This window comes from Halopseudomonas nanhaiensis, from assembly GCF_020025155.1.
Lineage (GTDB): Bacteria > Pseudomonadota > Gammaproteobacteria > Pseudomonadales > Pseudomonadaceae > Halopseudomonas > Halopseudomonas nanhaiensis.
The window spans coordinates 154,682-176,570 of record NZ_CP073751.1; the positions used below are offsets into that span (position 1 = coordinate 154,682).

Annotated in this window: 19 protein-coding genes; 9 read left to right on the forward strand and 10 right to left on the reverse strand. The window is 63.2% G+C overall.

Annotated elements, in window-relative coordinates; genetic code table 11:
• Positions 1-2 precede the first annotated feature (2 nt).
• The gene (locus KEM63_RS00710) at positions 3-1,178 is read left to right on the forward strand and encodes an MFS transporter (protein ID WP_223654030.1); all 1,176 of its coding nucleotides are present in this window, start codon (positions 3-5) and stop codon (positions 1,176-1,178) included.
• Here the strand turns inward: KEM63_RS00710 and KEM63_RS00715 are convergent.
• The 4 genes from KEM63_RS00715 to KEM63_RS00730 all read right to left on the reverse strand — a co-directional run bounded on the left by KEM63_RS00715 (position 1,166) and on the right by KEM63_RS00730 (position 8,159).
• Positions 1,166-3,241 carry a TonB-dependent receptor family protein gene (locus KEM63_RS00715; RefSeq protein ID WP_223654032.1) on the reverse strand — a complete coding sequence of 692 codons (2,076 nt, stop codon included), beginning with the start codon at positions 3,239-3,241 and terminating at the stop codon, positions 1,166-1,168. The genes KEM63_RS00710 and KEM63_RS00715 overlap by 13 nt on opposite strands.
• A 29-nt stretch (positions 3,242-3,270) precedes the next feature.
• Positions 3,271-4,485 (reverse strand): osmoprotectant NAGGN system M42 family peptidase, encoded by a 1,215-nt coding sequence (locus KEM63_RS00720; RefSeq protein WP_223654034.1) that lies wholly within the window; start codon positions 4,483-4,485, stop codon positions 3,271-3,273.
• Positions 4,486-4,508: 23 nt separating this feature from the next.
• Complete coding sequence (gene ngg, locus KEM63_RS00725) at positions 4,509-6,257, reverse strand: N-acetylglutaminylglutamine synthetase (protein WP_223654036.1); 1,749 nt, start codon at positions 6,255-6,257, stop codon at positions 4,509-4,511.
• A gap of 129 nt (positions 6,258-6,386) precedes the next feature.
• Positions 6,387-8,159 carry an N-acetylglutaminylglutamine amidotransferase gene (locus KEM63_RS00730; RefSeq protein WP_223654038.1) on the reverse strand — a complete coding sequence of 591 codons (1,773 nt, stop codon included), beginning with the start codon at positions 8,157-8,159 and terminating at the stop codon, positions 6,387-6,389.
• A gap of 253 nt (positions 8,160-8,412) precedes the next feature.
• On the opposite strand from KEM63_RS00730, the gene KEM63_RS00735 reads away from it, so the two are divergent.
• The 3 genes from KEM63_RS00735 (at position 8,413) to gabT (ending at position 12,080) form a co-directional block, all read left to right on the forward strand.
• A complete protein-coding gene (locus KEM63_RS00735) occupies positions 8,413-8,880 on the forward strand; it encodes a MarR family winged helix-turn-helix transcriptional regulator (RefSeq protein ID WP_223654039.1) in 468 nt (155 codons plus the stop codon).
• A 141-nt stretch (positions 8,881-9,021) separates the two neighbouring features.
• Positions 9,022-10,482, forward strand: coding sequence for an NADP-dependent succinate-semialdehyde dehydrogenase (gabD, locus tag KEM63_RS00740; RefSeq protein ID WP_223654040.1), 1,461 nt, complete (start codon positions 9,022-9,024; stop codon positions 10,480-10,482).
• 326 nt (positions 10,483-10,808) lie between these two features.
• Positions 10,809-12,080 carry a 4-aminobutyrate--2-oxoglutarate transaminase gene (gene gabT, locus KEM63_RS00745; RefSeq protein WP_223654041.1) on the forward strand — a complete coding sequence of 424 codons (1,272 nt, stop codon included), beginning with the start codon at positions 10,809-10,811 and terminating at the stop codon, positions 12,078-12,080.
• On the opposite strand, the gene KEM63_RS00750 is transcribed toward gabT, so the two are convergent.
• Positions 12,081-13,526, reverse strand: coding sequence for a phospholipase D-like domain-containing protein (locus tag KEM63_RS00750; RefSeq protein ID WP_223654042.1), 1,446 nt, complete (start codon positions 13,524-13,526; stop codon positions 12,081-12,083).
• An 80-nt stretch (positions 13,527-13,606) separates the two neighbouring features.
• On the opposite strand from KEM63_RS00750, the gene KEM63_RS00755 reads away from it, so the two are divergent.
• Genes KEM63_RS00755 through KEM63_RS00765 form a run of 3 tightly spaced genes read left to right on the forward strand, consistent with a single transcriptional unit; the run spans position 13,607 to position 16,747 of the window.
• Positions 13,607-16,189, forward strand: a complete 2,583-nt coding sequence (locus KEM63_RS00755) for an intermembrane phospholipid transport YdbH family protein (RefSeq protein ID WP_223654043.1) — start codon at positions 13,607-13,609, stop codon at positions 16,187-16,189.
• Between the two features lie 14 nt (positions 16,190-16,203).
• Positions 16,204-16,392 (forward strand): YnbE family lipoprotein, encoded by a 189-nt coding sequence (locus tag KEM63_RS00760; protein ID WP_223654044.1) that lies wholly within the window; start codon positions 16,204-16,206, stop codon positions 16,390-16,392.
• Positions 16,393-16,402: 10 nt separating this feature from the next.
• A complete protein-coding gene (locus tag KEM63_RS00765) occupies positions 16,403-16,747 on the forward strand; it encodes a YdbL family probable chaperone protein (RefSeq protein WP_223654045.1) in 345 nt (114 codons plus the stop codon).
• A 24-nt stretch (positions 16,748-16,771) separates the two neighbouring features.
• On the opposite strand, the gene KEM63_RS00770 is transcribed toward KEM63_RS00765, so the two are convergent.
• The 5 genes from KEM63_RS00770 to KEM63_RS16925 all read right to left on the reverse strand — a co-directional run bounded on the left by KEM63_RS00770 (position 16,772) and on the right by KEM63_RS16925 (position 20,331).
• Positions 16,772-17,005 (reverse strand): hypothetical protein, encoded by a 234-nt coding sequence (locus KEM63_RS00770; RefSeq protein WP_223654046.1) that lies wholly within the window; start codon positions 17,003-17,005, stop codon positions 16,772-16,774.
• Positions 17,006-17,095: 90 nt separating this feature from the next.
• On the reverse strand, positions 17,096-18,073 hold the full coding sequence (locus KEM63_RS00775; RefSeq protein ID WP_223654047.1) for a lipase secretion chaperone: 978 nt from the start codon (positions 18,071-18,073) through the stop codon (positions 17,096-17,098).
• Between the two features lie 48 nt (positions 18,074-18,121).
• Positions 18,122-19,057, reverse strand: a complete 936-nt coding sequence (locus KEM63_RS00780; protein WP_223654048.1) for a triacylglycerol lipase — start codon at positions 19,055-19,057, stop codon at positions 18,122-18,124.
• A gap of 217 nt (positions 19,058-19,274) precedes the next feature.
• A complete protein-coding gene (locus tag KEM63_RS00785; protein WP_423747821.1) occupies positions 19,275-20,066 on the reverse strand; it encodes an ion channel in 792 nt (263 codons plus the stop codon).
• A gap of 22 nt (positions 20,067-20,088) precedes the next feature.
• Positions 20,089-20,331: a transporter substrate-binding domain-containing protein gene (locus KEM63_RS16925; protein ID WP_267461150.1), complete on the reverse strand. Its 243-nt coding sequence runs from the start codon at positions 20,329-20,331 to the stop codon at positions 20,089-20,091.
• Between the two features lie 133 nt (positions 20,332-20,464).
• Here KEM63_RS16925 and KEM63_RS00790 point away from each other — a divergent pair, with 133 nt between their 5' ends.
• Together KEM63_RS00790 and KEM63_RS00795 are read left to right on the forward strand one after the other, a co-directional pair.
• Positions 20,465-20,953, forward strand: coding sequence for an NfeD family protein (locus KEM63_RS00790; RefSeq protein WP_223654049.1), 489 nt, complete (start codon positions 20,465-20,467; stop codon positions 20,951-20,953).
• 2 nt (positions 20,954-20,955) lie between these two features.
• A complete protein-coding gene (locus KEM63_RS00795) occupies positions 20,956-21,879 on the forward strand; it encodes an SPFH domain-containing protein (protein WP_223654050.1) in 924 nt (307 codons plus the stop codon).
• The last annotated feature ends 10 nt before the right edge of the window (positions 21,880-21,889 follow it).

Here is a 21,889-nt window from a genome sequence, read left to right on the forward strand (position 1 = left end):
CCATGCGCTGGGGCACCTATCTCGTTGTTACCGCGGCAGTGGTCATCGTCGGGCTGGCGATGGGAATCACGCTGCCGCTGGTATCGCTGCGGCTGGACGGCTGGGGCTACGATGCCTTCGCCATCGGCGTGATGGCAGCGATGCCGGCCATAGGTGTGCTGCTCGGCGCGAAGATCACCGGCACCCTGGCCGGCTGGCTTGGTTCGGAACGCTGCATGCGAGGCGTGATGCTGGTCAGCGCGGTGTCGGTCATCCTGCTTGCGCTCTGGCCCAGCTACGGGGTGTGGCTGCTCTTGCGACTGCTGCTGGGCGTCTCCCTGACCATCACCTTTGTGCTGGGCGAGAGCTGGATCAATCAGCTGGTCGAGGACCGTCTGCGCGGGCGATTGGTAGCGGTCTACGGCAGCGCCTTTGCCGTCAGCCAGCTGTGCGGTCCTCTGCTGCTCAGCTTCATCGGTACCGAGGCGGATACCGGCTTCTGGCTGTCCGTCGCACTGCTCGGGCTGGGTTTCGTCATGCTGCTCATGGTCACCGGCGCGCCGCGTGTGGATTCACACAACGCCAACAGTCAGGGTATCCGGGTCTTCGTGCGCAGGCTGCCGGCAGTCGCCTGGGCGATCATGCTGTTTGCCGCGTTCGAAGCCATGACGCTGACGCTGTTGCCTGTGTATTTCCTCCGCGAGGGCTTCCCCCAGGCTCTGGCCCTGGTCATGGTCAGCGCGGTCGTGGTGGGCGATGCCGCCTTGCAGGTGCCCATCGGCTGGCTGGCCGACAGGGTTTCCCGCACTGCGCTGTACCAGGTGTGCGGCGTCACGCTACTGGGCAGCAGTCTGGCACTGCCGGTGTTTCTGCACACGCCGTTGATATGGCCGGTATTGGTGCTGTTCGGCGCGAGCGCAGGAGGGCTGTATACGTTGTCGCTGATTCTGGTCGGCCAGCGTTATCGGGACGACGCGCTGGTGCGTGCCAACGCCCATATCGCGCTGCTCTGGGGGGCAGGTTGCCTGCTGGGGCCGCTATCGACCGGCGCCGCCAGCAAATGGCTGAGCAGCCACGCATTGCCGGGCCTGATGGCGGCGGGCGCGCTGGGTTTCATCCTGCTTGCATGGCGGCGCGGAGCCTTCACCGAGCTGGCGGTGCCAGCCCGGGACGAGGCGGCTGATCCTCAGCGCCACTGATACTGCAGGCTGAGCCCGGCCAGCCAGTTGCGCTCCGGTGCAGGTTCGTAGAAGCGTCCGCCCGGTCCGTTGACGATCAGTGAGCCGATATACTCCCTGTCGCCCAGATTATCCACGCGAACGAACGGCTCTACCGCCCAGCCGGCCACCTCGTGACGGTAGGCTGCTCGCCAGTTGAACACGGCGTACCCCGAGGCCTGATCTTCATTGGTGTCGTTGGCATAGCGCTCGCTCAGGCCCTGCGCTTCGAAGGCGGTGGTGAAGCCGGTCCCCGGCGGCTGCCAGGCCAGTTCGGCGAACAGACTGTGATTCGGCACGCCCGGCAGATCATTGCCCGACAGGTCGCCATCCTCGGTGGCATAGCGATCGAAGCGTGCCTGCAGATAGGTGTAGGCCGCGTAGGCAGTGATCCCATAATCGAAGCGCTGTTCCAGCGCCAGTTCCACGCCCTTGCGGGTGGACTCGGCGGCGTTGGCGTAGGTCGAACGGCCGGTGAACGCCTGGTCCGGACCGGTGACGATTTCATCGTCAACAAGGGTGTGGAACAGTGCTGCAGTGACGGACGTATCTTGCCGGCGAAGCTTGAGACCGATTTCGCTATTGCGCGAGCGTGCCGGTGACAGGCCGAAATTAAGCCCGCTGCCTTCGGGTCGATAGGCCAGTTCCTGCGCGGTCGGTGTCTCGAAGCCCTGACCGATGGCGGCATATACGCTCAATTCAGGCGTCCACTGGTAGCTCAGGCCCAGCGCTGGATTGGTCTGCTCGAACAACACGCTGCCGCTGTCGTCGTTGCCGTCGGTGAAATAATCGTCCTTCGACTCGAATTCTACCTGGCTGTGGCGCAGCCCGGCGGTCATCGTCCACTTCGGCGCCAGGGTCCAGGTGGTGATGAAATAGGCATCCTGGCCGTCGACGCGGTTGAACTCGTCTCGTTGCAAGCCGCCCTTGACGCCTTGTTCGTTGACGAAGCCGAGACGGTCCTCGCCCTGATAGTCATACGTCAGACCCGCTGCAAGCTCCACTGGCAGTCCGAATGCCTCGCTGTCACGCTGCCAGCCGATTTCCCCGCCGCCGAAGGTGCGATCCAGCTCGATGACCCCGCCGCCGGCGAACTCGCCACTGCCAGGGAACGCCAGATACTGCTGCACGTAACGCTCGCCGCCGTACACCATCACAGTGATGCGGTCGTCGTTGGCGAGCCGGCGCTGGTAGTTCAGCCCGGCCTGGTTGTGCCGGACGCTCTTGCGTGTATTGAAGCGATAGGCATTGCTCACCGCCTGCCGTCGGTCCTCACGCAGCGCCTGCTCGGTCAAGCCTAGAGGATCCTGCGTGTCCGGCTGGTCGAGGGTATTCACCAGCAGCGTCAGACTTGAGGCATCGTCGATATCCCAGCCAAGGCGCAGGTTGGCCAGATCACGGCGGGTCTCGCTGTGATCCCGGTAGCCATCGGTTTCCAGGCGGGAAACGTTGGCCTGTATGTTCAATGGTCCATGCTGGCCGCCGTAGCGCAGACGCGAGCGCCAGAGGCCGTCGCTGCCGATCGCGCTGCGATTTTCCAGCGTCGGGTAGAACGGCGCCTCGCCGGTGAAGCCTTGAATGATCCCCCCGGAGGCGTTGCCGTACAGTGCCGCGAGCGGCCCGCGAAGCACCTCGATGCGCTGCAGCGAATCCAGATCGAACAGCGCCGGCTGGCCCTGGCCGTCAGGCATGGTCAGAGGAATGCCGTCCTGAACCAGGCGTACACCGCGAACGCCAAACTGCGCCCGCGAGCCGAAGCCGCGGGATGAAATCTGCAGGTCCTGCGCGTAGTTCTGACGATTCAGCGCAACGATGCCGGGGAGCCGCTGCAACGACTCGGACACGTTTGCGCCCAATGTCTGCGGCTGTAGGCGATCCCCACTGAGCGTATCGCGTGCCAGCGGCACGCGGAGATCTTCGGCTGGTCGTTCGCTGCCCAGAACCACCTGTGCAGGCAGGCTGAGGGGGCGCGGCCCGGTCTGGGCAGCGACGGAAACCGCTATTGTCAGCAGCGGAAATGCCAGGATGCTAGGGCTTGTCTTCAAGTGAGTTTCCTTTCCCGGCTGCGGCCGGCTCAGTCCTTCTTGTGGGAATGATGTTCCGTTTCGTGCGCTTCGGAGGCAAACACTTCCTCGAGGGGAGGCAGGACCGTTTCGTTGCCGGTCACCGTACCCGGAGACAGCTGTCCGTGGAAGTTCTCCAGCGGCGGATCGGTGCGCTCGTCATGCTCGAACATCGGCGGGCTGTAGACATACGCTACCAGCAGCCGAGTCAGGGCCTCGAGACTGTCACGGTGGGTACGCTCGTAGCCATGCGTGGCATCCGTTCCGAATCCGATCAGGGCGATGCGCGTATCAGTACCAGAGCGGATCGCGGACTCTGCATCGCTGTGGTAGTAGCGGAACAGGTCCCGGCGCACCGGAATCTCGTCACGCTGGCACAAACTCAGCAGATGGCGGGTCAGGTGGTAGTCGTAGGGCCCGCCGGAATCCTGCATGCACAGTGTCACGCAACGCTCATGGGTGCTCTGGCCCGGAGCCGACGGGGCAATATCCACGCCGACGAATTCGCTCACATCCCAGGGCAGGGCGCCGGCCGAACCGGTGCCGGTTTCCTCGGTGATGGTGAAGATCGGGTGGCAGTCGACAGCGAGCAGTTCGCCGCGATCCACCACCTGCTTGATCGCCGTCAGCAGAATGGCGGCGCCGGCCTTGTTGTCCAGGTGACGCGAGCTGATGTAGCCGTTCTCGGTGAACTCGGGCAGCGGATCGAAGGCGACGAAGTCGCCGACATTGATGCCGAGCTCGAGTGTCTCGGCGCGGCTGGTCGTGTGCGCATCGATGCGCAGCTCCACGGTGTCCCAGTTCACCGGCAGGGAGTCCACCCCTTCGTTGAAAGCGTGACCGGAAGCCATCAGCGGCAGGACACTGCCCCTCATGCACCCGTTGTCGCCAAATATGCTCACCCGGCTGCCTTCGGCGAAGCGACTGGACCAGTGGCCGATCGGTGAAAGCTCCAGTCGACCGTTGTCCTTGATGCCGCGCACCATGGCGCCAATGGTGTCCAGGTGCGCGGCGATGGCGCGGTCCGGCGACGGGCGCTTGCCCTTGAGTGTGGCGCGGATGGTGCCGCGGCGGGTCAGTTCATACGGGACGCCCATGGCGTCCAGGTGCTCGGCGACGTAGCGAACCACGCCGTCGGTGAAGCCGGTCGGGCAGGGAATTGCCAGCATTTCCAGCAACGTGCGCTCAAGATAGGCCATGTCAGGCCCCGTGTGCGCGTGCGTCATTGCGTACCTCCGTTAGTCTCCGCTCATGGATTGGCACGGCTGAGCGGGAACAGCAGATCGATAAATCGCTCCGCTGTGGGCTGGGGTTCATGATTGGCCAGCCCAGGCCGTTCGTTCGCTTCGATGATCACGTATTCCGGCTGATCGACGGCGGGCACCAGAAAGTCCAGGCCTACTACCGGAATCTGCAGCAGTTCGGCTGCCTTGATCGCATCCTCGCGCAGGCGCGGATGCAGGTCGTCGGTGACGTCGATCAACACGCCACCGGTATGCAGGTTGGCCGTACGGCGGACGAACATCTGTTCCCCTGCAGGCAGAACATCGTCCATCGAATGGCCCTGCGCCTCAACCGTGCGGCGGGTTTCGTCATCCATCGGGATGCGGCTTTCGCCGCCGGTGGCGGCCTGGCGCTTGCGGCTCTGCCGTTCGATCAGTTTCTCGATGGTACGGCTACCGTCGCCACGAATTTCGGCCGGTCGGCGGACCGCGGCGGCCACTATCTGGTAATTGATCACCAGAATGCGCAGATCGTCGCCCGGGTGGTAGCTCTCCAGCAGTACGTCACTGTCATAGTGTCTGGCAGCTTCGATGGCGGCCTCGAGCTCCGCCTCGTCGCGGATGTCGACCGAAATACCCTTGCCCTGCTCGCCGTTGTTCGGCTTGACCACAACCGAGCCATGTTCCTGCAGGAAGGCGGCGTTGCTCTCGGGCTCGGCTGCAACGCGAAAGCTGGGCGTACTCAGGCCGGCACGCTCGAGGGTGCGGTGCGTGAGGTGCTTGCTCTGACAATAGGTCATGCTCACCGCGCTGGTCAGGTCGCTCAGCGACTCGCGGCAGCGGATGCGGCGCGCGCCCTGTGTAAGCACGAAAATCCCGGCCTCAGCGTCCTGAATGGTCACTTCGATGCCGCGCCGCCGTGCTTCGCGGGTGATCAGCCGGGCGTAGGGATTGAGCTCCCGATCCGTATCCGGCCCAATGAAGAGTGACTGGTTGATGGTGTTCTTGCGCTTGATGGTGAAGGTGCGCAATTTGCGAAAGCCGAGTTTTCGATACAGCGCCTTGGCCTGCTTGTTGTCGTGCATCACCGACAGGTCGAGATAGTCACAGCCGCGGCTCATGAAATACTCGACGAGATGGCGCACCAGCGCTTCGCCGACACCCTGGCGTGGGGTGTTGGCGTCAGCCGCCAGACACCACAGGCTTGAGCCATTCTCCGGATCATCAAAGGCCCGCTTGTGGTTCAGCCCCATGACGGTGCCGATGACTTCGCCGGTGTCTTCGTCTTCGGCCAGCCAGTAACTCGGGCCACCCTTGTCGCGCGGGGTAATGCGCTGAGGATCGACCTTGACCATCCCGGCAGCACTGTAGAGCGTGTTGATCGCCGTCCAGTCTTCCTCGTCCTGCGGGCGGCGGATCATGAAACCCCGTACGCTGTTGTGCGGCGGCCGGTAATCGCTGAACCACAGCCGCAGGGTATCGGAAGGATCGAGGAACAGCTGCTGCGGAGCGTAGGACAGCACGACCTGCGGGTCGGCGACATAGAGGGCGATGTCTCGTTCGCCGGGCTTCTCCTGCAGCAACGTATCGGCAAGCACCTCATAGTCGGCGAAGGTGTGCCCGACCAGCAGTCGACCCCAGCCGCACTGCAGCGTCACACTCGACCTCACCCCCTCATCCATACCCTGCTGGGCATGGCCGGCGCGCAGACCTTCATAAGTCGGGGTCTGGCCGCGCATAAGTCGGCGCTGGTCAGAGGGTTGATGCTTGGTCATGTCGGGTCGTCCTCACCTGTTGGAATGCTGATCGAACGGCCTGGAAAGAGGAGTGCTGGTTCACGGTATGCATGCTCAGGCTGTCAGCCATCCTGACCATGCAGGGCGGGCAAAGTGCCCGCCCTTTCGTCACAGATCATGTGCATCGAGCCACAGGCACAGTACGGCCAATTGCCACAATTTGGAGCCGCGCAACGGGGTAATGTGGCTCTTCGGATCACTGAGCAGCTTGTCGACGTATTCGGGATTGAACAGGCCGCGGGCGCGGGCGCGCTCGCTGGTCAGCGCTTCGCGCACCCATTCCAGCGTGCTGCCTTCCAGATATTTCAGGCCCGGCACTGGAAAGTACCCCTTGGGCCGATCGATCACGGCGGCAGGAATGACCTTGCGCGAGGCTTCCTTGAGCACATACTTGCCTTCGTCGGGCAGCTTGAAGCGGCCAGGCACGCGGGCGGCCAGTTCAACCACTTCGTGGTCGAGGAATGGCACGCGCGCCTCCAGGCCCCAGGCCATGGTCATGTTATCCACGCGCTTGACCGGGTCATCGACCAGCATCACCGTGGTGTCCAGTCGCAGCGCCTTGTCCAGACCGCTGTTCGCGCCCGGCTGGGCGAAATGATCGCGTATGAACTGTCCGGCATAATCTTCCTTCGCCCATTCCGGCATCACGGTCTGGCGATACTCGTCAAAGCTGCGATCCATGAAGGCTTCCTGGTAGGCGCGCACCGGGTCGCTGGCCTGATCCACCTTCGGATACCAGTGGTAGCCGGCGAAAATTTCATCTGCGCCCTGCCCGCTTTGTACCACCTTGCAATGCTTCGATACCTCGCGCGACAACAGGAAGAAGGCGATGTTGTCATGGCTGACCATCGGCTCGTTCATGGCCTTGAAGGCGAAAGGCAGCTCGGAAAGAATTTCCTGCTCGGGAATCATCAGCTGGTGATGGTCGGTGCCGAAGTGCTCGGCAATCAGGTCCGAGTACTTGAATTCGTTGCCCGCTTCGCCGCCCACGTCGGCAAACCCGATCGAGAACGTCTGGAGCTTCTCCGCACCGGCCTCGCGCAGCAGGCCGACCAGCAGGCTCGAGTCAACGCCACCCGACAACAAAACGCCAACATCCACCGCCGCCAGGTTGCGCCGCTTGACCGAAGTACGCAGGGCGTCGAGAACCCGGTCCTGCCACTCGTCAAACGTCAGATCCTTTTCGTCGTCATGCGTGCCGTAGGGCAGATCCCACCAGCAGCCGGTCTGCTCGCTACCGTCTGCTTCAACGCGCATCCAGTGCGCTGGCGGCAGTTTCTGCACACCCTTGAGAATGGTGCGTGGCGCCGGGACAACGGCGTGGAATGACATGTAGTGATTGAGCGCTACCGGGTCGAGCGAGGTATCAACATCGCCGCCCTGCAATATGGCAGTCAGGCTGGAGGCGAAGCGCAGCCGCTGCTTGGTGCGGCTCAGGTACAGCGGCTTGATGCCCAAACGATCACGTGCCAGGAACAACCGCTTGCCGTCCCGCTCCCAGATGGCCAGCGCGAACATGCCGTTCAGGCGGGGCAGCAATTTTTCGCCCCAGGCGTGGTAGCCCTTGAGCAACACCTCGGTGTCGCCACCGGAGAAAAACCGATAACCCAATCCCTCGAGCTCCGCGCGCAGCTCGGGGTAGTTGTAGATTGCGCCATTGAAGATCATCGACAGACCCAGTTCGGCGTCGACCATCGGTTGGCCGGACGCTTCGGCCAGATCCATGATTTTCAGGCGTCGATGGCCGAAGCCAATCGGACCGTGTGACCACAGGCCTGCGCTATCCGGCCCGCGCTGGGTCATATGGTGCGTGGTACGGTCCAGCGCACCCATGTCGACGGGACGGCCATCGAAGCGAAACTCACCTGCTAGTCCACACATGTTCGTTCATCCTTTCAGATTCGGGTTGATCAAAAAGCGGCGCTGATCAGTTGGCGAACAATTTAAACGGCAAATACTTTGATGTCAAAGTAACGATGGTGTAGCATTTTGCTCTTCCATCTCACGAGACGCCCGTTTTACGGAGATGAAGCCGATATTTCCGGTCGTTCCCGGACATATCTATTTACTACTGGAATATTTAGAGTGTGTGGCAAAATGCACACCTTCAGAGGTGCCTTGCCGGGAGCAGACTATGCACATGATGCACGACCTTTATCTCAGCCTCCGCCGGCTGCAGCGCGCCAGCGAAATCCACGCCAAACGACTCGGCCGCCACAGCGGGCTGACGCCGATCCAGTTGCTGATACTGCACAGCATCAGAGCCATGGGCGAAGGAACACTTGGCGATCTCGCCAAGCAGGTCAGCGTTTCGCAGGCGACTCTGAGCACTATCATTGACCGCCTCGAGAACCGAGAGTTGCTCCAGCGTATTCGCAGCAAGAGCGATAAGCGCAAGGTGCACCTGGCATTGTCCGACAAGGGGGTCGCTGCGATTCAGGCAGAACCTGCCCTGCTGCCGACCGAATTCCTCGATCGTTTCGGCAAGCTCGCCGATTGGGAGCAGTTGATGCTGCTGGCCAGCCTGCAGCGGGTGGCTGGACTGCTTGAGGCCGATCAGCACGGCACGCCGGAGCTGTTCGACAGCGAAACTGCCGCCTGAACGGCATGTGCGCTGATTGATCAGCGGCCGGTTAGTGTCCGGTTCGCTTCCTCTTGCCTGAACGGCTCGCTCGGCATAGCATGTTTGAAATTTCAAACACGCATGTAGCAAATGCGTTACGTATGCTTGCCGGAGATCCTCATGCAACTCAACGCCCCCGCCCTGTTTCGCCAGCAGGCGTTCATCGATGGCCGCTGGTGCGAGGCCGACAACGGCGCCCGCACCGATATTCACAACCCTGCCAATGATGAGCGACTGGGCAGCGTGCCGAATATGGGTCGAGCAGAAACGCAACGGGCCATCAAGGCAGCACGGGCGGCACAGCTAGCCTGGCGCAAGCGCACCGCAAAGGAGCGGGCTGCGGTGTTGCGAAAGTGGTACGAGCTGATGATGCTCAACCAGGAGGATCTGGCACGCATCATGACTGCCGAGCAGGGCAAGCCGCTTGCCGAGGCGCGCGGCGAGGTTGCCTACGCGGCGTCGTTTCTCGAGTGGTTCGCCGAAGAAGCCAAGCGCGTCTACGGTGACGTCATTCCCGGCCATCAGCCGGACAAGCGCATCATCGTGCAGAAAGAGCCGATTGGCGTTGCTGCCGCGATCACCCCCTGGAACTTCCCCGCCGCAATGATCACCCGAAAGGTCGGGCCGGCGCTGGCCGCTGGCTGCGCCATGGTTCTCAAACCGGCCCCGCAGACACCGTTCTCGGCGCTGGCGCTGGCCGCGCTGGCGGAAGAAGCCGGATTACCGGCAGGCCTGTTCAGCGTGATCCCTGCCGACGTGTCGCAATCCCGGGACGTTGGAGCCGAGCTGTGCGCCAACCCCATCGTGCGCAAACTCTCCTTCACCGGCTCGACTGCCGTCGGCATCAAGCTGATGGAGCAATGCGCGCCGACACTCAAAAAACTCTCCCTCGAACTCGGTGGTAACGCCCCGTTCATCGTCTTTGAGGACGCGGATCTCGACGCTGCCGTAGAAGGGGCAATGATCTCCAAGTACCGCAACGCCGGGCAGACCTGCGTCTGCGCCAATCGGATCTATGTGCAGGACGGCGTTTACGATGCCTTCGCGGCGAAATTGGCCGAGGCAGTCAAGGGCCTCAAGGTCGGCGACGGAACCGAGGCAGGCGTCACCACCGGTCCGCTGATAAATGCCGATGCGGTAAAAAAGGTTCAGGCGCATCTCAAGGACGCTCAGGACAAGGGCGCGCAGCTACTGATCGGCGGCAAGCCACACGAACTGGGCGGCTTCTTTTTTGAGCCGACAGTACTGACCAACGTCGACAGCAGCATGCTCGTCGCTCGTGAGGAAACCTTCGGCCCGTTGGCGCCCCTGTTCCGCTTCAGCGACGAGGCCGACGTTATACGCCAGGCCAACGATACCGAGTTCGGCCTGGCGGCCTACTTCTACGCCCGCGATCTGGGGCGCGCGTTCCGGGTTGCCGAAGCACTTGAATACGGGATGGTGGGGGTCAACACAGGTCTGATCTCCAACGAGGTCGCACCCTTCGGCGGCATGAAGGCGTCCGGGCTCGGTCGAGAAGGCTCGAAGTACGGCATCGAGGAATATGTCGAGATCAAATATGTGTGCTTAGGCGGGATCTGATACTTCGATTCCGTGCAAGCACAGCCGGCCGATCAGCTAAGCCGGACACGCCGCAAGCACATCCATGTGGGCTCGTAGATGCCCGTCCAGGGCATCTAACGGTCCGGATTAGCTGACCGCCCGGCTGCGCGCTAGCTTCGTGTGTGGCCGGACTCGAAGTCAGACCGGCGTTTGCTAGTTGAGACCATGGCGGACCGAAGGCGCCCCGGACGGGCGCCTTCGAGCCTACAGGGACGTACTTGTGGCGTGTTCGTCATGGTCTCGACTAGCAAGCGTCGCTGCACGGCGGGCGAGCATCCATTTGTTTTTTAACGAGGGCTGTACACATGAAAACCAACGAATCCCTGATGCAACGTCGACATGCTGCAGTGGCCCGCGGTGTCGGCCAGATCCATCCGATCTTTGCTCAGCGGGCCGAGAACGCTACCGTCTGGGACGTCGAGGGTCGCCAGTACATCGATTTTGCCGGCGGCATCGCGGTACTCAACACCGGCCATCGTCACCCAAAGGTGATGGATGCTGTTCGCCGGCAACTGGACCAATTCACCCATACCTGCTTTCAGGTGCTGGCCTACGAGCCCTACGTCGAGTTGTGCGAGCGGCTGAACGCGTTGGTACCGGGCGACTTCGCCAAGAAGACGCTGTTGGTCACCACCGGATCGGAAGCCGTCGAGAATGCCGTGAAGATTGCCCGTGCAGCGACAGGCCGGGCGGGTGTGATCTGCTTCACCGGTGGCTACCACGGCCGCACCATGATGACCCTGTCGATGACGGGGAAGGTCAATCCCTACGCCGCGGGAATGGGGCTGATGCCGGGCGGTGTCTATCGGGCGCAGTATCCGTGCGCGATACACGGCGTCAGCGAAGATGATGCAATTGCCAGTATCGAGCGCGTGTTCAAGAACGATGCCGAGCCGCGCGACATCGCCGCCATCGTCATCGAGCCGGTGCAGGGCGAAGGTGGTTTCTACGCATCGTCGCCTGCGTTCATGAAGCGCTTGCGCGAGCTGTGCGATTTGCACGGGATCCTGCTGGTGGCCGATGAAGTGCAGACCGGCGCAGGCCGGACCGGCACCTTCTTTGCCATGGAGCAGATGGGCGTGGCGCCCGACCTGACGACCTTCGCCAAGTCGATCGCTGGCGGCTTTCCAGTCGCCGGCGTCTGTGGGCGTGCCGAGGTGATGGATGTCATCGCCTCCGGTGGCCTGGGCGGCACCTATGCGGGTAACCCGCTGGCCTGCGCCGCGGCCTTGGCGGTTATCGACATCTTCGAGGAAGAAAATCTGCTGGCGCGTAGCCGCAAGATAGGAGAGCTGATCACTGGCCGGCTGAGCGAGATCGCCAGCGAAGACCAGCGCATCGCCGACGTTCGCGGACTGGGTGCCATGGTCGCCTGTGAGCTGTTCACCAACGATGGTCATCCGCACGCCGAACTGACTGCGCGCATCGTTGCGGCCGCGCGCGAAAAGGGCCTGATCCTGTTGTCGTGCGGCCAGTATGGCAATGTCATCCGGATCCTCGTGCCACTGACTGCGACCGATGTCGAGGTGCACCAGGGCATGGATATCCTGTCGGCCTGTTTCCGCGAACAGCAGTGATCAGAAGGTCGACATGCCGGTCGCTTCCATGACTCGATACAGCCAGTAGCGTACCCGGCTGTGGTCAGCAAAGGCAGCGTAAGGCAGGCTGAACGGCCTGCTATCGTCGTTATGCCACAACGCGTCGAAGTGCTCGCGGGCTTCGGTGATCGCCTGCTCGGAGGACTGGCCTACCAGCCGCACACTGGTTTCCAGGTTCAGGTCGTCGAGATTACGCCGGGTCAGATTGGCGGAGCCGCTGAGCAATTCGGCGGTGCCGTCCTTGCGATCCAGGCGTAACCACTTGCGATGGCATTGCTCCCCCTGCGTGTTGCACCAGCGAACCGGCACGCCAGCCTGATGCAGATCCCAGGCTGCCTGGCGATTGGGAATACCGTTCTTCTCGCGCCCGAACGCGTCGCGGTTGGGGTCGAGCAACACCCGCAGCGCTACGCCTCGCTGCTGCGCGTCGATCAGCGCATCGATGACGGCTCTGTGCGACAGATAAAATACTTCCAGATCCAAACGGTCGCCGGCTTCGCTCGATTCAATCATTTTCAGCAGCGCGTCACGGATCGCGCCTTCGGTCAGTACCTGCACCGCCGGCAGCACGCTGCTGGACATCTCTGCCGGCTCAGGCCAGTCCGCTTCCACTCCGGCCATGGCCAGCACCTCCTGTTCCGATACCAGCAGATCGAGCGCGGCGCCGCCATTGAAGCGCAGCGCCGCGTTCCAGTGATGGCTGCTGGCGTTATGCGGGTTGGCCGACGTGACCAGCCCGGTCCAGTCCTCACCGTGATCGACCACCAGCGTCTTGCGATGGTTGGCGCGGAAGTTGAGCAGGCGCAGCCAGCCGCGCAGGGTCACCTTGCCGTCGGCGACCGGATTCGGAAGCCACCCGCCGCTTTCGCTTTCGCTATTGCCCAGCCAGCTACAGCACAGATGCCATAGCCCGGACCACACCGGATTGGACGCGCGAAGCTGAGCCACCGGTGTCTCCACCACCGTGATGCCTGCACTGCGCAGTGCCTCGATGACCGGCGCCTGCATGCTGCCGTAAAACGTATTGAACGGATCGGTGATTACGACGATCTCAATATCAGTGTGCTGGCGACGGGCCGCCACTAGCGCGTCGGTCAACTGCTCGCTCAGCGGTCGGTGATCGGCGGTGGAGGCAAAGTCGTTGAACAGGAACATGTCGACGACGATCAGGCGACGAGCCTGTCGGATCAGGGCCAGGGCTTCATCGAAGATCGCCTGCTGGGTGACGCGTTGATCGCCTACATGATGGGTCTGGTCGATGAGCAGGCGGATGTCGCTGGCAGGCCTTAACGGCGCAGTGACAGAGAGGCCTTCCGGCAGCGGTTTGAATGCCTGATACACCGCCATGCCCAGCCAGCAAAACAGCAACAACAAGAACAGGCTCTGGAGCCAGCGGCGGGGCGAAGAGTGACGAGGTTCATCCATGCGAATCATCCGGGGTGTGCGTCAGCCTGACACGAAGAAGCTGCATGCTACCTTGAGCGATAGCTGATGAGGAGAGTGCGATGCAAAGGGCATTGCGGATAGGGCTGGTGATAGTGCTGTTCCTGGTACTGGCCTGTCTGTTCGTCTATCACTGGGCGCAGCGGGCTCTGATCGACGCCGGGGTGGAGCAGCTCGACTGGCAGGGATTGAGCTATTCCAGTGGTGAATTCCATCTTGAACGGGTCAGCGGCGTGTACAACGGGGCCGACGGCCGTCTCGAATTCAGCTTTGAAGAGGTTCGCCTGGCGCCGACCTGGAAGGGTGGACCCCGGGTGCTCCTGCTTGATGTGCGTGATCTGGATCTCGACTGGGATGCCCGCCCCGAGCGCACCGCCAGCGACAAGCCGCCGGGTAACCAGCCGGTAGACGATTTTTTGCATGAGCCGCAGGACTGGTTCGATGCTTCGCGCTCGCTGCCCGACGTTATCCGCGTTCATGCCCTGCAGCTTGATCTTCCCTGCCAGGCGACGCGCTGCCGGTTGGTGGGCGGGCTCGAGGTCCGCAATCACCTCGCCGATCAGCAACTCGAGGCGCGCGCCCAGTTGAGCTCCGGCTCAGACCGGCTGGAGCTCGAGGCCGGGGTCTCCCGCAATGGCGAGGCGCTGGCCTTGTCCACCAACCTGCGTCTCAACGATCAGCCGGGTGCGGCGCTGCTCGCTCATTGGTCGCACGGCGCCGGCGGTGCTGAGCTGTCCGGCGAGCTGACCGTACCGTCTCTTCCCGCCAGCGAGGTCCTCGTCGGATTGGTCCGGCCCTGGGCGGACGTGGGCGCCCTGCCCGTCGAGTTGCCCTCGGGCCTGAGTCTGCAAGCCCGGTGGGCCCTGCAGCCGCCGGGTGCGCCTCGATCCTGGCAGGACTGGCTGGCGGGCGAGGTTCGACTGGATGCGCAGGCTGATCTGACACGCCCCTGGCAGGTGGCGGATGTGGGGGACGTCAGTGGCTCGATGAGCCTGAGCCTGGCAGGTGACCGAGGCCGTTGGCTGTTGAATCAGGGCAGCGCCGATGTTCGACTCGAGCAGCCTGCGATTGCCGTGTTGAACAGCTTGCCAGAGCAGGCTCGGCCGCAGGTCCTGCACATGAACATCCGTCCGAGCCCCGCATTGGCGCTGGGCTGGCAGGAGGAACTGGTGTTGGCGCTCGAAGCCCGGGCCGAGGGCGGCTTGAAGGGCACGGTCGCCGGACTCGTGCACCTGACCCCCGGTCAGGCCTGGCAGGCCCGTCTCGACGACGGGCGAATCGACCTGCAGGTGGCGCGGCTCGACCAGCAGGGGATGCGCCTGCAGAACGTGCGCGCGCAGCTTCCACTGCAGGCGCGAATGGACGCCGAGGCTGTACATCTCCTGTTGGGTCAGGGCGCTTTTCTCAGCGCCGGGCTGGCCTCGCACGCCGAGCTGGGCCTGGCGCTGTCGGATGTCCGCCTTGGTCTCCCTGGCATGACAGTCGAGGCGCCACTCAATGATCCGGCAGCGACCAGTATCGCAGGCCAGACCCTGATTGCAGCCAGCCAGGTGCAGCACGCTGCACTCCGGCCGCAGGGCTGGACGCTGCAGGGCGCACTGCGCCAGGGTAACGATGGCCTCAGCTGGAGCGGTACAGTCGCCACCGTCGGCGGGCTGGGGCTGGACGTGGCCCTGGTGTGGCCGCTTGATCAGCCATGGCGTGCCGAGGTGCAATTGCAGGAAGTGTTTTTCCGCGCGGACAATCCGATCGCCGCTACGCTGGCAGACTGGCCGGAGCTGCTGACGTTGGCGAGCGGGCGACTGCGCGGGCGGTTCGATGTCAGTGGAGTGACCTCGCTTGAGCGGCTCGACGGGACGGTTGATGCCAGCGGCATTGCCGGAATCTATGACCGGGCGACGTTCGAGGGGCTCACCCTGCCGCTGGACATCGCCATCGCCCGCGACGTGCTCAGCGTGCAGACCGACGGCCTGAGACTGACGACCCTGAACCCCGGAGTCGAGCTGGGTCCCCTGTCGGCCCGATTCGGCTATGACGCGCCGCTGAACGCCCCGATCGAGGGGCGTTTTACGGTCCACCAGGCGCAGATGGGGCTGCTCGGTGGCGAGCTTGTGGTGCAACCGGCGACCCTCGATCTGGCTGCCGAACGCCAGCATCTGGTGATTGACTTGCGCGGACTGCAGCTGGCGAGTCTGTTCGAGGCTTACCCTGCCGACGGGCTGAGCGGGCGAGGTACGCTGGACGGACAGCTGCCAGTGAGCCTGGTCGACGGCCAGGTGACGGTTGACTCGGGCTCGGTTCGCGCCCGTGAGCCGGGCGGCGTGCTGCAGTATCGGTCCGAGCGGCTCAGCGAGCTGGGGCGAAGCAACCTGGGCATGCGCGAGCTGGCAGTGGCACTGGATGACTTCCGCTACAGCGTGCTATCGAGTGAGCTTGACTACGGCGAGGACGGTATGCTCATACTCGGTCTGCGTCTGGAGGGCAATAATCCGGATCTGCAGAACGGCCGGCCGGTACACCTCAATATCAATCTCGAGGAAAACATCCCGGCGCTGCTCGCCAGCCTGCAGCTCAGCGGTCAGGTCAGCGACATCATTCAGAAGCGGGTTCAGGAGCGGCTGTTGCGGCAGCGGCTCGTCCAGTAGAAGGAGAGTGGCGCATGCGATGGCGCGTCTTGTCGGTCGCGGTTCTGGTGTGGGGAATAACGGCCTGCACCCCGACGGTAAGGGTTGCGGCTCCCAGCGAGCCGATCAACATCAACCTGAATGTGAAGATTCAGCACGAAATCTATATCAAGGTCGATCGTCAGCTGGACGAGATTTTCAACGAATCCAGCGGCCTGTTCTGAGGGAAAACGCATGCGTATGACGTTTCGTATCGGCGGGCTTGTGCTCGCCCTCCTGCTCAGTGTTTCTGCCTGGGCCATGACCCTCAACGAGGCGATGTCCGCGTTGCCCGCAGCCAAGGCGGCCGGTCAGCTGGGTGAACAGCCGGATGGTTATCTTGGGGTGGTGGCTGCCGGCGGCAGCGCCGCGCAGATTGCCGAGCAGATCAACCGCGCACGGCGCGCCGAGTATCAGCGCCTGGCCAGGGAAAACGGCATACAGCAGTCCGATGTCGAATCGATTGCCGGCAAGAAGGCCATCGAGCGTACCGCCAAGGGGCAGTACATCATGCTCAACGGCGTGTGGATGAAGAAGTAGCCTTCACCTCCAATCCAGTGTGAATCAGGGCTTGTCAGAGTCGGGCGAAGGCTTGCCGGGGGACGCGGGCGGCTCGTCCTCGACAATGCCGTGCCGGGCCTTGTAGGCCTCCCATTCTTCCCAGTCATGCGGTGTGCCGGCCTTCGGCCGGCCCGGATGCATGGCACGCTCCAGTGACTTGCCCTTCAGGCTGCTGTCCTTGAAGTCGTCGTCGTCCCCATCCAGTCCGTACTTCTTGAGAAATTCGTCGGCGCGCATGCTGTATCCCTCGAGTGGGAAAACCCCAGTATGGGCGCCGACCCGGTCGGTTGCACCGCCGATGGTCGGCAGAGCTGTTACAGCATTTGTTCAGTCGATCAGCGTAGCCACGCGCATGCGCTCTCGCTCGTCAAACCGGTCCGCGAGCAGCTCGCTGACGGCGGCCTGCTTGTCCTGATCAGCCAGTCCCGGATCGGCAAGAATCGCCTGGCGCTCCTCCGCGAATTGGTCCAGCCGTTGCTGCCATCGGGCGCGCTCCTGGTCCAGTTGCTCCAGCCGCTCGGTGGCTTCCGGCCCAACCAGCTCGAGCCGTAACTGGCGTACCGCCTGCGGCGGCGCCCCCTCTGCCTGCAACGCCCGGGTGCGCTCACCCAGTTGCTGGTGCAGCTGTACTGCCAGCGAATCACGCAAGGCGTCCGGTTGGCGCTGGCGCAGCTCTTCCAGGGCCAGCGCCCGACCTGTTTCATCCAGCTCGCTGTCGTGAAGTATGGCCAGCCGTTCCAGGTGATACTGGTTGTACTGCTCCTCCCGGCCAAACAGGGCTTCGTGTACCAGAGGATCGAAGAGTTCGGCCCGCAGCCGGCGTACGGCCTCCTCGCGCTCGGCAAGCGCGGCCAGGTCAGCGACCACGGGCAGGTCCTGCTCTAACGCGGCTACGCGTTGCTTGTATTCCAGGTACGCATCCAGCAGCTCGTACGCCTCGGTCAGGGCTGGCTGGTTCAGTTGAGCGGCCAGCTGCTGGCGAATCATCTCGACCGCCTGATCCGACTGAACCTCGCCGATCGTAGCCAGGTAGTACTCGAACAGGTCGCGCAGTTGCTCGGTGACCAGCAAATGGCCTCGATGATCGGTCTGCAGTGTGCCGTCCACCTCGGTCCCGCGCAGCGAGGCCGGCGCTTGCCGAGGGATCGCGCTGGTCGCGGCAGGTCTGGTCGACACCTGCTGCAGGGTGGAGCGTGGTGCTTGCAGCGCAGGCGACAGTTCCGCCACCTCCACGGCAGGCCGCGTCAGGTGCCAGCCAAGCAGCAGAATGCAGCCGAGCAGTGGAGCGTAAACGATGGCTTTCATGGTGTGAGGTCCTCGTCGAGCGAAGCCGGCCCGCAGGCCGGCCTGCGCTTACAGACCGGCGTTCTTCAGCCGGTTGGCATGCTGGCGGTAGACCGACACCGGACTGGTCTCGAACAGGCTGGTCAGGCCGAAGGTCTGGTTGACCTCGTCCAGATGGTTCATGCGGTAGTTGTCGCGAATCACCATGCCCAGATGCGAGCTACAGCGTCCTACCAGGCCATCGTTGGCTTCGAAACCGAAGGGAACCGACGAGGCGCCCAGTAACACGTCAGACACGTCGAGAATGTTGGTCAGCGGCTTGGTACCGCCCCAGGAGTAATAGCGCACGCCGCGCACCTGATAAGCGCCTTCGCCACAGGCGCTGGTAGGAATGCCCTGCGGAAATTTGGCGTTGAAGCGCTCCGCGCCGGCCGAGTTGAGTGATTCCAGCGAACCGAGTGAGTTCTGCGGGCTGGTGGATGAACTGCCCGAGAGAAAATTGATCAGCCCACCCAGACCATTGACGATGCCCGCCAGAACGGCCTCTCCACCTGATCCTTCAGGGATCTGGCGAAGGAAGTCGGCCGTCTTCGAGCCCTTGTGTGGCGCGCCGACGCTGGTGACCGAGGCAATCAGATCGGGCCGCACTGCAGCGACGTAGCGGGCAGTGGGGCCGCCATGGCTGTGACCGATCAGGTTGACCTTGCCCTTGCCGCTGATCGCGGCGATTTCCTCGACCTGACGCAGCAGCTGTTCGCCGCGCGCTTCGGAGGTGTCGAGCTGGCTGACCTCGGTAATGTAGACCCTGGCGCCGTCCCGGCGCAGGGCCGACGGGATGCCGTACCAGTAATCGATGCCGAGAATGCTGTCGAAGCCCAGCATGCCGTGCGCCAGCACAATGGGGTAGCGGGTCTGGGTATAGCCGGAGGCCAATGCCTGTTGACTGAAACCGGCGAGCGAGGCGGCAAGCCCCACAGCCAGCGGGATGGAGATCCTGTTACGCATAGCAGGTGTCCTTGGGTCGAGTTTTATTGTTGTTGTGCGACAGCTGCTCCTTGGAGCACGCCAGCCAAGCATAGGCAGCGATAACCCGGCCGGTAAGCCGGGTCGTTGCAGGTCAGGGCGATGACCGGAGCGGCAGGGGATGACTACGAAGTCGATGGCTCTGTTTTGCGATCATTGACGGCAGTGATCCGACGAACGGTCATTCATGGTTTGGTTGTTAGCGGTGCCCCAGGTAAGCATCCATCAAGGATTGCCACTCGGCCGACTCCGTCACGCGCAGCACCTCCTGAGCCAGCGGGCCGCGAAGTTCGCTTCCGGCGGGCAGGGCGAAGGCATACAACTGCTCGGCAAAGGTGTTGCGCAGGATATCCAGACGCCGCTCGCCCAGTTCCCGGTTGCGATACTGCAGCAGGGGCTGGTCGTAGACCACCGCATCCGCCGCGCCATCGGCCACGGCGCGCATGGCGGTGGGCAGGTCGGGATAGCGGGCCTGCTCGATGCGTTGTTCGGTGAGGTACTGGGCGCTGGCTGTATCGGCAACGGTCGCTACCCGCAAACCGGGCAGATCACGCGGGCCGTTGATCTGGCGCTGCAGGTTGCTGACGGTCAGGGCTGACGTGATTGCTGCGGTGAAACTGGCGACCATGATCAAACCGGCAAACATCCAGACCAGCGCTATCAGGCGGCCGGCGAGTGTAACCGGTGCCTTGTCGCCGTAGCCGACGGTGGTCATGGTCACCGCCGCCCACCAGAAACTCGCGCCGATGCCCTGTGCGGGCGAGCCGCCAAACTGCTCGGCATTGCGCCGGCGCTCCACCAGCCATAGCAGCGACCCGACCGCCAGCAGCAGCAGACCCAGCCCGGCGACCAGGCTGAGGAACTGCCAGCTGAGCAGAGCGCCCAGACTTCGCAGGATGCCTGCGGAATCTTCTCGCGGCACACCGATCGCCAGTCCGGTCTGGTAGAACGGATGCGTGAAATCAAATTCAGCCTCGCGCTCGGCAGTCATGGTCAAGGCGCCGACGGCGACGTCAGCAGAACCGTCCCGCGCTGCTGGCCAGCAGCTCGGGAAAGGGCATCGGCACCAGCTGGTACTCGATATCGAGGTTGTCTGCGATCTGCGCCCACAGGTCGATGCTGATCCCTTCCCACTCGCCGCTGTCATTCTGCATGACGAATGGCGGTACTTCGGTAATGCCGACGCGGATCGGCTCCGCGTGCGCATAGGTACCGAAACAGAACAGAACGGGCAGCAGGAATTGGATCAGTCGCATGGTCTTCTCTCCGTGGTATCAGGGCCGATGGTAGCAAACTGGTCTGCGCCGTTCGGCGCGCCCGCTGAATCGTGGTTAAATGCAGATGCACGTTTGTGAGGCCTGTGTCCGTTCATCACACAAGGATCTGTATATGCTTGCCGGCAGTCTGTTCACCAGTTTCGGGTTCTGGCTCTTGCTTGGCCTGGCCCTGTTCATCTCGGAATTTTTCGTTCCCGGTCTGATTGCTGCGTTCTTCGGCATCGGCGCGGTCGTAGTCGGTTTGCTGACCTGGATGGGTGTCATCGACACGCTTCCGATCCAGCTGCTGACCTTCGCCGTCATCAGCGTGGTGGCGCTGTTCGCGCTGCGTAGCCATTTCAACAACTGGCTCCGTGGCGGCGTATCGGACCGCAGCGAAGGCTATTCGCAGGACGACGGGCTGGTCGGTTCACGGGTGTTCGTCGCCACCGACTTCGCCAACGGCACCGGCGCGGTTCAGCTTAACGGCGCGAAGTGGGACGCCGAATCCGATGAGCCACTGAAGGCCGGCGACGCCGCCTGGGTGACCCGACACAGCGGTATCGTATTGACCGTCAGCGGGCGTCAGCCGACGTCTTCTCATACATCGCAAGGAGCTTGAGCATGGAATTGGCAACCATCATTTCACTGGCGGTACTGGCCTTGGTGATCATCACCATCGCCAAGACCGCACAGATCGTTCCCCAGCGGTCGGCCTACGTGGTCGAGCGTCTGGGCAAATACACCAAGACGCTGGATGCGGGCTTTCACCTGCTGATCCCCTTCGTCGACCGTATCGCCTACCGGCACACCCTCAAGGAAGAAGCGATCGATGTCGACCGGCAGGCCTGCGTGACCAAGGACAACATCCAGGTCGTGGTCAACGGCGTGATCTATCTGCAGGTCGTCGACCCCAAATCGGCCAGCTACGGGATCAATGACTACCGCTATGCCGCCATGCAGCTGGCGCAGACCACGCTGCGCTCGGTGGTCGGCAAGATCGATCTGGACAAGACCTTCGAGGAGCGCGAGACCATCAACGTGCAGGTGGTGCAGGCGCTGGACGAAGCAGCCCGGCCCTGGGGCGTGAAGGTGATGCGTTACGAGATCGCCGACATCGAACTGCCGGCCACCATCCTCGATGCGCTGGAAAAACAGATGCGCGCCGAGCGTGAGCGTCGCGCGGTTGTCGCCCAGTCCGAAGGCGAGCGTCAGGCCAAGATCAACGTGTCCGAAGGCCAGAAGCAGGAAACCATCAACCTGTCCGAAGCCGAGAAGCAGCGTCAGATCAACGAGGCCGAAGGTCGGGCGCGCGAGATCGAACTGATCGCGCTGGCTACCGCCGAAGGGTTGCGCCGTGTCGCCGAGGCCATCAACACCCCCGGCGGCAAGGACGCGGTCGGCCTGCGGGTTGCCGAGCAGTACGTCGAGGAGTTCGGCAAGCTGGCCAAGACCAACAACACCATGATCCTGCCCGCCGAGCTGACCAACATAGGCTCTGCGGTAGCGGCGATCACCAAGACCATGGAGCAGGTCAACCGCCCCTGACCGGTCGAGG

What these genes read in the sequence shown, in the direction of transcription:
- KEM63_RS00775 (WP_223654047.1), bottom strand. Translation starts at nt 18,073, where the DNA reads ATGAAAGCCATCGTTTACGCTCCACTGCTCGGCTGCATTCTGCTGCTT.
- KEM63_RS00790 (WP_223654049.1), top strand. Translation starts at nt 20,465, where the DNA reads ATGCTTGCCGGCAGTCTGTTCACCAGTTTCGGGTTCTGGCTCTTGCTT.
- KEM63_RS00785 (WP_423747821.1), bottom strand. Translation starts at nt 20,066, where the DNA reads ATGACTGCCGAGCGCGAGGCTGAATTTGATTTCACGCATCCGTTCTAC.
- KEM63_RS00720 (WP_223654034.1), bottom strand. Translation starts at nt 4,485, where the DNA reads ATGACGCACGCGCACACGGGGCCTGACATGGCCTATCTTGAGCGCACG.
- gabD (WP_223654040.1), top strand. Translation starts at nt 9,022, where the DNA reads ATGCAACTCAACGCCCCCGCCCTGTTTCGCCAGCAGGCGTTCATCGAT.
- KEM63_RS00735 (WP_223654039.1), top strand. Translation starts at nt 8,413, where the DNA reads ATGCACATGATGCACGACCTTTATCTCAGCCTCCGCCGGCTGCAGCGC.
- gabT (WP_223654041.1), top strand. Translation starts at nt 10,809, where the DNA reads ATGAAAACCAACGAATCCCTGATGCAACGTCGACATGCTGCAGTGGCC.
- KEM63_RS00760 (WP_223654044.1), top strand. Translation starts at nt 16,204, where the DNA reads ATGCGATGGCGCGTCTTGTCGGTCGCGGTTCTGGTGTGGGGAATAACG.
- KEM63_RS00795 (WP_223654050.1), top strand. Translation starts at nt 20,956, where the DNA reads ATGGAATTGGCAACCATCATTTCACTGGCGGTACTGGCCTTGGTGATC.
- KEM63_RS16925 (WP_267461150.1), bottom strand. Translation starts at nt 20,331, where the DNA reads ATGCGACTGATCCAATTCCTGCTGCCCGTTCTGTTCTGTTTCGGTACC.
- KEM63_RS00710 (WP_223654030.1), top strand. Translation starts at nt 3, where the DNA reads ATGCGCTGGGGCACCTATCTCGTTGTTACCGCGGCAGTGGTCATCGTC.
- KEM63_RS00765 (WP_223654045.1), top strand. Translation starts at nt 16,403, where the DNA reads ATGCGTATGACGTTTCGTATCGGCGGGCTTGTGCTCGCCCTCCTGCTC.
- KEM63_RS00730 (WP_223654038.1), bottom strand. Translation starts at nt 8,159, where the DNA reads ATGTGTGGACTAGCAGGTGAGTTTCGCTTCGATGGCCGTCCCGTCGAC.
- KEM63_RS00750 (WP_223654042.1), bottom strand. Translation starts at nt 13,526, where the DNA reads ATGGATGAACCTCGTCACTCTTCGCCCCGCCGCTGGCTCCAGAGCCTG.
- KEM63_RS00770 (WP_223654046.1), bottom strand. Translation starts at nt 17,005, where the DNA reads ATGCGCGCCGACGAATTTCTCAAGAAGTACGGACTGGATGGGGACGAC.
- KEM63_RS00755 (WP_223654043.1), top strand. Translation starts at nt 13,607, where the DNA reads ATGCAAAGGGCATTGCGGATAGGGCTGGTGATAGTGCTGTTCCTGGTA.
- ngg (WP_223654036.1), bottom strand. Translation starts at nt 6,257, where the DNA reads ATGACCAAGCATCAACCCTCTGACCAGCGCCGACTTATGCGCGGCCAG.
- KEM63_RS00780 (WP_223654048.1), bottom strand. Translation starts at nt 19,057, where the DNA reads ATGCGTAACAGGATCTCCATCCCGCTGGCTGTGGGGCTTGCCGCCTCG.